Genomic DNA, 9713 nt, shown 5'->3' on the forward strand with positions numbered 1-9713 from the left:
GACGCCGAGGTGCTCGTAGGCGCGGCGCGTGGCCTGGCGGCCCTTCGGCGTGCGGTCCAGAAAGCCGATCTGCATCAGGTAGGGCTCGTAGACGTCCATGATCGTGTCTGACTCCTCGGCGATAGAGGCGGCGAGGGTCTCGATGCCGACGGGGACGCCGCGGTCGATGAGCGTCCGCAGGATCTTGTGGTCGGTCTCGTCCAGGCCAAGGGCGTCGATCTCGAGGCGGGCGAGAGCCTCGCGGGCGGCTTCGCCCGTGATGCGGCCTTCGCCCATGACCTCGGCGTAGTCGCGGACGCGGCGCAGGAGCCGGTTCGCGACGCGCGGCGTGCCCCGCGAGCGGGTGGCGATCTCTCTGACGCCGTCCTCGGTGATTTCGATGTTCAGGACGCCAGCAGAGCGGCGGACTATGCGGCTGATGGCGTCAAGGTCGTAGTAGTCGAGGCGATGGATGACGCCGAAGCGGTCGCGCAGCGGCGGCGACATCATCGCGTAGCGGGTAGTAGCGCCGACGAGGGTGAAGCGAGGCAGGGACAGACGGATGGAGCGCGCCCCCGGCCCCTTGCCGATGACGATATCGAGGGCGAAGTCCTCCATGGCCGGGTAGAGGACCTCCTCCACGCCCCGGGAGAGGCGGTGGATCTCGTCGATGAACAGCACGTCCCCGGCTTCGAGGTTCGTGAGGATAGCGGCGAGGTCGGCTGGCCGCTCTATGGCCGGGCCGGAGGTGATCCGGACCTGGGCATCCATCTCCTTCGCGATGATACAGGCCAGGGTGGTCTTGCCGAGGCCCGGCGGGCCGTGAAGCAGTACGTGGTCCAGGGCCTCGCCGCGACGGCGGGCGGCGGCGATGGCGATCCGCAGGTTCTCCTTCACCTTCTCCTGGCCGATGTACTCGTCGAGGCGCCGGGGCCGGAGTGAGGTCTCGAGGTTCTCTTCGTCCTGTTGGGGCTTGCCCGAGAGAATTCGATCAGGAGGCATAGCGATTTGCTTCGGACATTATACGGTGAGCCGCTGGCCCAAGGGATGAGCGGCCCGTATTCTCGCTGAAGACCGGGCCCGGAGAAGTGAAGGAGGAAGCTCGCGCGGTGCTGTCGAAGAGACTGCTGGTAGCAATAGGGGCGCTTGGCATCGTGGCCGCCGTCGCCGCAGTGGCAGCGTTCGCGCTCCCTGGCGGCGACGGTGAGCCGGAGGAGGCGGCGCGTCCGGCGGACGGGCGCTACGTGAACAGCCGCCTGCGCTACCAGTTCGAATACCCGAAGTCCTGGAGCGACGTGAAGGACAGGGTGAAGCCCGCCGGACGCGAGGAACTGACGCTCCTGGACGACGTTTACGTGGGCGAGCTGGAGACGGTGCCGGACACATTCCACGGCGTGCGCGTCACGGTGAGCCAGCACGAGCGCGCCGTCCCCAGGGAGGCGTTGACGGGCGAGTTGGTCAAGCTGGACGAAGCACTGAGGTCGCGCGCGGCGGCCGCGCGGGCCGACTTCTGGGACCCGCAGTGGGTGGAGCTTGGCGGGCTGCCCGCGCGCCAGTACATCACGGAGTTCCCCCTGGGCAACGGCCTGGAGCTGGCGACGGCGCAGTACGTGACCATCTTCGGCGACCGCCAGTACACGGTGAGCTGCCAGGGCCGCGCCGACAAGTGGGACCAGGCGGTACTGGCGGGCTGCGAGCAGGTACTGCAGTCCTTCCGCTTCCGGTGAAGCTGGCGGGCCAGGGAGGGCTGTCAGCGAGCGCTTGGGACTGCCACCCCAAGCCGCGGAAAATGGGCTATTCCCGGCCGCAGGAGCTGAGCCGTGACAATCCGCAGGGGCATCCTCAAATCCTTCAACAGCATGACCTACCGAGCTGACATCCAGGTCGACGGCTCCCTGAACACGCGCATCACCGGCGTGCCAACGAGCCGCGCCATCGCCTCCGGCGACATGACCGCCGGCCGCTTCGTCGCCCTCCTCGCCCTGGACGAAGCCAACCCGGACGACGCCGTCGTCATCGCCGTCTGGACGTGAGAGAAAGCATTTCAGCCGGTCAGCACGTCAGCACTTCAGGCCCCCGGCCCTGACCACCTGAAATCCTGAAATGCTGCAATCCCGGCGCGCCCTACGCCGCCCCCAGCCGCAGCTCCAGCTCGTACACCGCCTGCTTCCGCCCGTAGCCCGCAACGTGCCGGAACACCAGCCCCACAACACGCCGCTTCGCCGCGCTCAACCCCACCACCGCGTCCGTCACCGTCACCACGTCCCACACCTCCTGCCCCACATTCATCGGCACCACCACCGCCAGCTCCTCCGCCTCCACCTGCGCCGCCCGCAGCTCAAACCCCGCCCGCTCCCCCGCCTGCCCCGTCGTCGTCAGCCCAATGTCCACCACATTCCGCACCACCTCCCCAGCCTCCTGGTACCCGCCAAAGTCAAACCGCTCATCAAACACAGACGCCCCAAACACCCGCGCCCGGTTCACCCGCGCCGGCGCCGCCCCGTAGCGGCCCCCCAGCACCACATGCTCCGTCCCGTACGCATACTCGCTCGCGTCAGAAGCCTGTGGGTAAACCGTCAGCGCCAGCCCGGACCGCAGCCGCAGCCGGTCCGGCACCTTCGCCAAAAGCCGCCGCACCGCCGCCGCGCCGCTCTCCCCCGGATAAATCGTGAACGCCGGCTGCAGCCCCGTGATCGCCGCGCTGCTCGTCCCGTTCCCGTACTCCAGCCCCGCCCGCGCAAACACATAACCCAGAAGCTGGTTCACGCTCTTCGTCCCCGCCGCCCACTGCAGCTGCCGCCGCGCCCGCCAGCTCTCCAGCAAATGCCACGCATCCCGCGCCTCCACCACCACCACCGACCGCCCCGGCGCCCACTCCTGCGCCACCCGCACCACCCAGTACCCCGGCCCCGCGCTCACCTCCGGTGACCCGCCGGCCGACGTATGAAACCCAAAGCTCAGCCGCAGCCGCCGCCCCGGACCCACCTTCGCCGCCTCCGCCGCCCCGCGGTTATAGCGCCCGTGACTGTTGTCCAGCACCAGGCGCACCCGCGCCCCCTCCCCGTCCTGGTCCACCACCGCCTCCAGCACGTCCCCAGACGCCTCGTACGCCGCCGGCGTCGCCGGCGCGTACCACACCCCAGCCGGCTGCACCAGCCAGCAGTCGCCGTCCGCCTCCACCGCCGCCGCCACCCCGTAGTCCCCCGTCACGTCCGCAGGCGCCGCCACCGGCTCCGCCCACACCTCCTGCTTGAAATTCTGCCCCGCCTCAAGCGTGCTCTCCTGCAGCCGGCTGTACGCCAGAGACCCCGTGTACTTCTCCACAAACCACAGCCGGTAGACCCCGCTGAACTCCACCGCCGGCGACAGGTAGCTCACGCCGCTCCCGTTCACCGCCGTCGTCACCTCAATCAGCGAGCTCCACGTATTCGCCCCCTGGTCCAGCCCGTCCCCGTAGACGCACGCCCACACCTTCGCGTCCCCGGACGTCGGCGCCGTCCCGCAGACCACCACGCCCCAGTCCCCCTGGTACTCCGTCGCCAGCCCCGCGCAGCTCGCAATCGTGTTCGTCCACGCCGTCCTCGCCCCAAAGCCGGAGCCAAAGTTAGCCCGGGCCCGGTACACAGTCGCCCCCTCGCACCAGAACACCACCATATCGCCGGACCCGTTCGCAGCCCCGGCCACGTGCGTCACCGCCGCCCCCGCCGTCGCCACCGTCCCCGCCGCCCCCCAGCTCGCGCCGTGGTCCGTGCTCTGCTTGAACCGCAGCGTCAGCCCGCCCGTATCCACATACACCAGCGTCAGAGTGTCGTTGTTCGGCTGCCGGAACACCGCCACCCCCGCATCCGCGCACGCGTTCAGGTCCGTCCAGCTCGAGTACGTAGACCCGGCGCCCGGGCTCGTCACCCTGGACACGTACAGCTGGCCGGACGCCACCCGCGCCCGGACCAGGGACCCGTCACCGGCAACCACCACCGCCACGTAGTTCTCCGGCTCGGAGCCCGTGTAGAAGCGCGTGGACCGCAGCCGCCCGCGGTCCCCCCAGTAATCGTCAAACAACGCCTGCACGTACGGCTTCCGGCTCGCCGCCCTCTGCGCCTCAAGCAGCGTGCTGCTCAAAGACCTCAACGCCACACCCTCCGGAAAGCCGCCCGGGCGGCTGTCAGCAGCGTGCTGCTCAAAGATCGCACCGGCCGCCCTCCCCTTCCTCGCGCCGGTTACCGGCTCGCAGGTCTGCCACGTTCTCGAGCACTCCCGCAGTCCCAGGCCCCCTGAGCCGCTGAAATGCTGAAGTCCTGAACTGCTGAAGTGCTGCAACGTCCACGGCCGACCAGCCGCCGCACTCCGCGCAACGCCAGGCCACCAGCAGCCCCTGAGAGCCGTACAGGACCCCCCTCCTGTACCTCCGCGGGGCTGCCACAGCGGCGACAGCGGACGGTCACTGCCATTGGACCGCCGACCGCGAGGGCTCGGGACGCGCGGGCGTATACAGGGAGGCCACGCGCACGCGGCCGGCGTCGCCGAAGCGGCGCAGCTCCCGGCGGAAGCGGCGCAGGCGCTCCTCGCCCTCGCGGCGGAAATCGCGCGTCGCGCCCGGCCCGGAGACGATGATGCGGTCGACAGCGTCCTGGGCGGCGGCCAGGAGCGCGTAGGCGGCCGCGCCCAGGAGCAAGACCTCCTCGGCGCGCCGCGGCAGGGTCGACGTCAGGCGATCGAGGCTATGGCGGCGGCCCCAGTAGACGGTGACGGGCACGGCCGAGGACGGAGGCGCGTCGACGAGCAGCGTGAGGGTCGAGCCCCAGATCGAGAAGGGTGCGTACTCGGGCGGCCAGGAGCCGGTGGGGTACTCGACGGCCTCGACGCGCTCGAGGCCGTCGAGGGCGTCCAGGGACAGGTCGCGCGAACCAGGAGTCGCGGTCAGCGTCGACCTCCGCTCTTCCGGCCAGGCGGCGCTGAGGTCATCGAGGGCGCGCAGGAGGTGCCGGTCCAGCTCCTGGTCGGCCCAGCGGTAGGCGTCGGCTTCCTCGTCTCGCAGCTCGCGACGCAGGCGGGGTCGCAGGCCAATGAGGCCGCGCCACGCGGCAGCGTAGTGCGCCGCGGCGCGGGCCGCGGTCAAGGCGGAGGAGTAGAGGGCGACCTCGTCCAGGTAGCCCTTGTAGGTGTTGCCGGCGTTGTCGTCGCCGATGCGGTCGGGCGCAAAGCCGGAAGGGAAGCCGGAAAAGGCGCCGTCGGCGACGCCGTTGAGTAGATGGTACCTGCGCCGGCGGCGATTGAGACGACGATGTGGTGCCAGGTGTCGAAGGAGAGCGGCGTGTCGTTGAAGTGGTCGGCGCCGGCGTAGAAGACCGATAGCTTGCCGGTGGCCGGCTTGAAGAGGACGGAGGGGGAGCCATCGGCTTCGCCGATGAGGCACTGGGTGGCGTCTCCGCCGGACAGGGGCCGGCACCAGAACTCGAGGGTGAGCGTGGCGGCCAGCGAGGGAAGGGCGGGCAGCGCGATGCGGTCGTCGACACCGTCGAAGAGAGCCGAGGGGTCGGAGTCGCCGTCGAGGGCGCCGGGCGAGCCGAGGACCGGGGAGCCGGACCAGGTCCCGTGGCGGCCGTTGGGCGAGCTGTCGGCCGCCTGGGCGCCGGCGGTGTCGCCGAGGCGCCAGTAGGCAAGGGGCAGGTCCTGCACGACTTCGGCGAAGTAGGCCACGGCTTGCTCCCGGCTGGTCGTGGCAGGCAGCCTAGGGCGGCCCGGCAACGAGCGCCAAGACGCCTGTGGCACTGCTGGCGACTGAGGATTCGGGCGGAAACCGAGAAGGCATAGGCGGCCCGGCGCTATCAGACTCGCCTTCGGCCATATGCGTTCTTCCTTAGCTGCGCCTCTGCTAGACTCGCGGCTGTAACACGAACAAGGAGACGCAAGAATGCCCGTTCCCTGGAGCAAGGTCGAGCCCTATTTTCAGGACGCTTTCGCGGCCCAGGGGCAGGTGGAGCGTGAGGACGTCATCAACCTCGCCTTCGCGGAGGACGAGTCGGACGACGTGATCGATGCCATCGACGCGATCGGCTCCCGCGTCTTCCGGACGGTGGAGGACGCGAAGGCCTTCCTCGTCAGTCAGAACTGGGTGACAGAAGACTGAGCACCCCTCGGCCGGGACTTCCGGACCGCCGGGGTTCAGGCCTTCTAGCGCTTCGAAACAGGCGGCCTGGGACGCCGGGGCCCGAAGCCCAGCGTTCCGCGGGGTCGCGCGCAGGACCGCCGCCTGCGGTCGTAGGCCTGGAGACTCGCAGGCTCAGAGAGGCCTCGGGGCCCGAGGTCTGGCGGCCACCGGCTTGCAGGCTGTCAAGCCGTGGGTTTCCCGGCCGTGGCCACCTCGGCGTATCGGAAGCATGTGACCAGGTGGTCGTTGACCATTCCGGCCGCCTGCATGAACGCATAACAGATGGTAGGCCCGACGAAGCGAAAGCCGCGCTTCTGCAGGTCGCGGCTCATGGCCTTCGACTCAGGCGTCTCCGCTGGTAGCTCGCGCAGGGCGCGCCAGGCGTTGCGGAGCGGAGCGCCGCCGACGAAGCGCCAGAGGTAGGCGCCGAGCGAGCCGAACTCGTCGCGCACCTCCAGGGCGGCGCGGGCGTTGCCGATCGTCGAGAGCACCTTGGCGCGGTTGCGGATGATGCCGGGGTCCTTCAGCAGCCTCTCGACGTCTTCGTCCGTGAACGCGGCAACCTTCTCCAGGTCGAAGCCGGCGAATGCGCGGCGGTAGCCCTCGCGGCGGCCGAGGATGGTGGACCAGCTGAGGCCGGCCTGGGCGCCCTCCAGGGTGAGCAGCTCGAAGAGGCGGACGTCGTCGTACTGCGGGACGCCCCATTCTTCGTCGTGATAGCGGAGCATGGCCTCGGAGGCGCCATCAGCCCAGTCGCAGCGCGGCTTGTCTGGCATGTCAGGATTTCAGGACTTCCAGCTAGTCAGCATTTCAGGAGGTCGCTGCAGGACTTCAGCACTTCAGGATTTCAGGAGGTCAGGAGGTCAGGAGGTCATGTCCGTCGGCGGCCGGCGGTCCGCGACTCCGTTTTGCGGAGCCTCTGTAGCTTATCGCATGGACGCCCGCGCGGCCTGGGGCGGGGCCCCAGGCGCCCCGCCGCGCCCCAATCCTGACGATGCCGAGCCCAGGACCGCCGAAGCGCCTGAAGTGCTGAAATCCTCAAATGCTGACCAGCTGCACAGCTACGGCGTCAGGCGGACCGGGCGGTGGCCGTTGGAGCGGGGGCACATGTGCCCGTCCGGGTCCATGGGAAGGCCGCACATCGGACAGGGCTTGCGGCCGGCAGCGACCACTTCGGCGATCTTTCGCGACAGGACGCGCGCCTGGCCGCGGCTCAGGAAGCAACGCAGCAGTGGCTTCGGGTCCTCCGGCGCCTCGTCGGGCTGCAGGTCGAAGACCTGGAGGGCGAAGACATCCCGGTCTTCGACGTAGCCGAGGGCAAGCTGGCCGGCGCGCAACTCCAGGTCGAGGTCCTCGGGGAAAGGCAGCGGTTCGACGTCTGGTTCGCCGGTCGGACGCTGATTGTCGAGCTGCGTGACGGTGTCGCCGAGCCAGGTGCCAATGCCGGCGAGCTGTTCCTTCTCCATCCAGACGCCGGCAGTGCCGTAGCTGGAGAGCAAGAGCAGGCGAAAGCGTCGCTGCCCGGGCTGGCCGATGGCCTCGGCATCCACGGAAAGCAGGCTGCCGAATTCATGAATGGGGTCGGCCATGCCGCGATTATAGTCCCGGTCCGGGCGCCCTCCTCGCGGCCCTCGTCATGTCCCCCTCCTCACCCAGGCAGCGAAGGTGCCAGATCGCCGTTGACGATTCGCACATCTGTGCTGCACCCTGCCGGCACCAGGCAGCCCCCGCAGGGGCCGGCCACGAAGGGGGTGATGGAGGTGGAGGAAGAGATCGCGCTCCTGGAGGAGCAGCTCGCGACGGCCCACGCCGACCTCGAGCGCCTGCGGGAGCAGCTAGAGGCGGCCACTTCGCGCGCATCCGGCCTCGAGGGCGAGGCGGCCGGCCTGCGCGACCGGCTTGCGCGCGCGGAAGCCGCGCTCGCCGAACGCGACCAGGCATTCGCGGCCGCCGGCCGGGAGGTCGAGGCGCTGCAGGCCGAGGTCGAGGCGGCGCGAACGTCGACGCGCGAGGCGGCGGCCCGCTACCGCGAGCTGCTGCTCGCGTCTGAGCCGTCGCTGCCGCCCGACCTCGTGACCGGGGCGAGCATCGCCGAGGTCGATGCCTCGGCGGAGAGCGCGCGCCTGACGGTCGCCCAGGTGCGGCAGCACCTGGAGCAGCAGGCTCAGGCCCTGCGCGTGCCCGCCGGCCCGCCCGGCCGGGTGCCGCCGGACCTCGGCGCCCTGACACCGGGCGAGAAGATCCGCCTGGGGCTGGAGGAGCGGTAGGAGGACTTTCCAACAGCCCTGGACGTCCGGACAGCCACCACCAACCTCGCGGGCCGTATGCCCGCATGCGGGGCCGCCCGGATTCCAACGCTCGACACATCGACACTAGCTAAGGAGCCTCGCGATGGCACTTTCACTGGCTGAAGCAGCAAAGCTTTCCAACGACGTCGTCCTGCAGGGCGTGATCGAGACGGTGGTCAAGGAGTCGCGCGTGCTGGAGGCCCTGCCTTTCATCGAGGTTGTGGGGAATGCGCTGACCTACAACCGCGAGAACGCGCTGCCGACCGCCGCCTTCTTCGACGTTGGCGACTCGTGGTCGGAGTCGACGCCGACCTTCACGCAGGTGCAGGCGACGCTGAAGATCCTGGGCGGGGACGCCGACGTGGACCGCTACGTCGCGACCACGCGCAGTAACGTGCAGGACATCGAAGCGGCCGTCCTGGAGCTCAAGGCGAAGGCGGTGGCGCACGAGTTCGAGGACGAGCTCCTCTACGGCGACACCGCGTCCGACCCCAAGGGCTTCGACGGCCTGCACAAGCTGGTACCGGCGGCGCAGCAGGTGCACATGGGCGCTGGCACCACGCCGGCAGCCCTCTCGCTCAAGAAGCTGGACGAAACGATTGACCTGGTGAAGCCGGGGAAGCCCGACTTCTTGCTCATGTCGCGGCGGACGCGGCGCGGCATATCGGCCTACGCCCGCGCCCTGACCTCGCCGGTGCAGTTCGAGCCGGGCGACTTCGGCCGGCGGGTGATGCTCTACGACGGCATTCCGGTCTTCGAGAGCGACTTCATGGTGGACACGGAGGCGATCTCGGGCGGGGCGTACTCCGCGAAGACGGGCGGCGCCTCCACCAGCATCTTCGCCGTGAAGGTGGGCGAAGGCCGCCTGGCCGGCCTGACGAACGGCGGCATCCAGGTCGAAAACGTGGGGCCGCTGGAGACCAAGGACGCCCGGCGCTGGCGCTGCAAGTGGTACGTCGGCCTGGCCCTGTTCTCGACGCTGGCGGTCGCCCGCATCGACGGCATCTCCAGCGCGGACGTGGTGGCGTAGCAGCGCGTGTCGAGCCGGAGCACCTCTCGCCAGGAGGGCCGGCCTTTGGCCGGCCCTCCGCCAGTCGGCCCCTGGCGAATACGTGGGATCCCCGCTCCCGGCGAACTCTCGGCCCAGGGCGCGGCGAAACGACCCGGCCGTCATTGCCGCCTCACGGTGGTTGCGCGGACAGCCCGGCTGCGCGCCCTGACCCGGAGGCGGCCGATAGACGGGTGGTAGTTGCATGACCGTTGACGGCCTGCCGCCACCAGATAACATAAGCGCAACA

General features: G+C 69.8%; 11 protein-coding genes. 5 read left to right on the forward strand and 6 right to left on the reverse strand.

Annotated elements, in window-relative coordinates; genetic code table 11:
* On the reverse strand, positions 1 to 987 hold a 987-nt coding region (gene ruvB, locus VNN10_07960; GenBank protein HXH21950.1), incomplete at its 3' end, for a Holliday junction branch migration DNA helicase RuvB.
* 101 nt (positions 988 to 1088) lie between these two features.
* On the opposite strand from ruvB, the gene VNN10_07965 reads away from it, so the two are divergent.
* Positions 1089 to 1706, forward strand: coding sequence for a hypothetical protein (locus VNN10_07965; protein HXH21951.1), 618 nt, complete (start codon positions 1089 to 1091; stop codon positions 1704 to 1706).
* 93 nt (positions 1707 to 1799) lie between these two features.
* A complete protein-coding gene (locus VNN10_07970) occupies positions 1800 to 2012 on the forward strand; it encodes a hypothetical protein (protein ID HXH21952.1) in 213 nt (70 codons plus the stop codon).
* A gap of 91 nt (positions 2013 to 2103) precedes the next feature.
* On the opposite strand, the gene VNN10_07975 is transcribed toward VNN10_07970, so the two are convergent.
* The 3 genes from VNN10_07975 to VNN10_07985 form a co-directional block, all read right to left on the reverse strand.
* Positions 2104 to 4047, reverse strand: coding sequence for a hypothetical protein (locus VNN10_07975; protein HXH21953.1), 1944 nt, complete (start codon positions 4045 to 4047; stop codon positions 2104 to 2106).
* 370 nt (positions 4048 to 4417) lie between these two features.
* The gene (locus VNN10_07980; GenBank protein HXH21954.1) at positions 4418 to 5095 is read right to left on the reverse strand and encodes a hypothetical protein; all 678 of its coding nucleotides are present in this window, start codon (positions 5093 to 5095) and stop codon (positions 4418 to 4420) included.
* The gene (locus VNN10_07985) at positions 5092 to 5676 is read right to left on the reverse strand and encodes a LamG-like jellyroll fold domain-containing protein (protein HXH21955.1); all 585 of its coding nucleotides are present in this window, start codon (positions 5674 to 5676) and stop codon (positions 5092 to 5094) included. The genes VNN10_07980 and VNN10_07985 overlap by 4 nt, the downstream gene beginning before the upstream one ends.
* A gap of 214 nt (positions 5677 to 5890) precedes the next feature.
* Between VNN10_07985 and VNN10_07990 the strand changes: the two genes are divergently transcribed.
* Positions 5891 to 6106, forward strand: a complete 216-nt coding sequence (locus tag VNN10_07990) for a hypothetical protein (GenBank protein HXH21956.1) — start codon at positions 5891 to 5893, stop codon at positions 6104 to 6106.
* Between the two features lie 203 nt (positions 6107 to 6309).
* On the opposite strand, the gene VNN10_07995 is transcribed toward VNN10_07990, so the two are convergent.
* Both VNN10_07995 and VNN10_08000 read right to left on the reverse strand, forming a co-directional pair.
* Entirely contained in the window at positions 6310 to 6903 is a 594-nt protein-coding gene (locus tag VNN10_07995; GenBank protein HXH21957.1) for a DNA-3-methyladenine glycosylase I, read from the reverse strand.
* Positions 6904 to 7188: 285 nt separating this feature from the next.
* Complete coding sequence (locus tag VNN10_08000; protein HXH21958.1) at positions 7189 to 7716, reverse strand: DUF3090 family protein; 528 nt, start codon at positions 7714 to 7716, stop codon at positions 7189 to 7191.
* Between the two features lie 90 nt (positions 7717 to 7806).
* Here VNN10_08000 and VNN10_08005 point away from each other — a divergent pair, with 90 nt between their 5' ends.
* Positions 7807 to 8394: a hypothetical protein gene (locus VNN10_08005; GenBank protein ID HXH21959.1), complete on the forward strand. Its 588-nt coding sequence runs from the start codon at positions 7807 to 7809 to the stop codon at positions 8392 to 8394.
* A gap of 124 nt (positions 8395 to 8518) precedes the next feature.
* On the forward strand, positions 8519 to 9445 hold the full coding sequence (locus VNN10_08010; GenBank protein HXH21960.1) for a phage major capsid protein: 927 nt from the start codon (positions 8519 to 8521) through the stop codon (positions 9443 to 9445).
* The last annotated feature ends 268 nt before the right edge of the window (positions 9446 to 9713 follow it).

It is taken from the genome of Dehalococcoidia bacterium (assembly GCA_035574915.1).
Classification (GTDB): Bacteria; Chloroflexota; Dehalococcoidia; order DSTF01; family WHTK01; genus DATLYJ01.

Bases quoted from the DNA above. Each gene is read 5' to 3' on its own strand.
- VNN10_07990 (HXH21956.1), top strand. From the start codon at position 5,891: ATGCCCGTTCCCTGGAGCAAGGTCGAGCCCTATTTTCAGGACGCTTTC.
- VNN10_07995 (HXH21957.1), bottom strand. From the start codon at position 6,903: ATGCCAGACAAGCCGCGCTGCGACTGGGCTGATGGCGCCTCCGAGGCC.
- VNN10_08000 (HXH21958.1), bottom strand. From the start codon at position 7,716: ATGGCCGACCCCATTCATGAATTCGGCAGCCTGCTTTCCGTGGATGCC.
- VNN10_08010 (HXH21960.1), top strand. From the start codon at position 8,519: ATGGCACTTTCACTGGCTGAAGCAGCAAAGCTTTCCAACGACGTCGTC.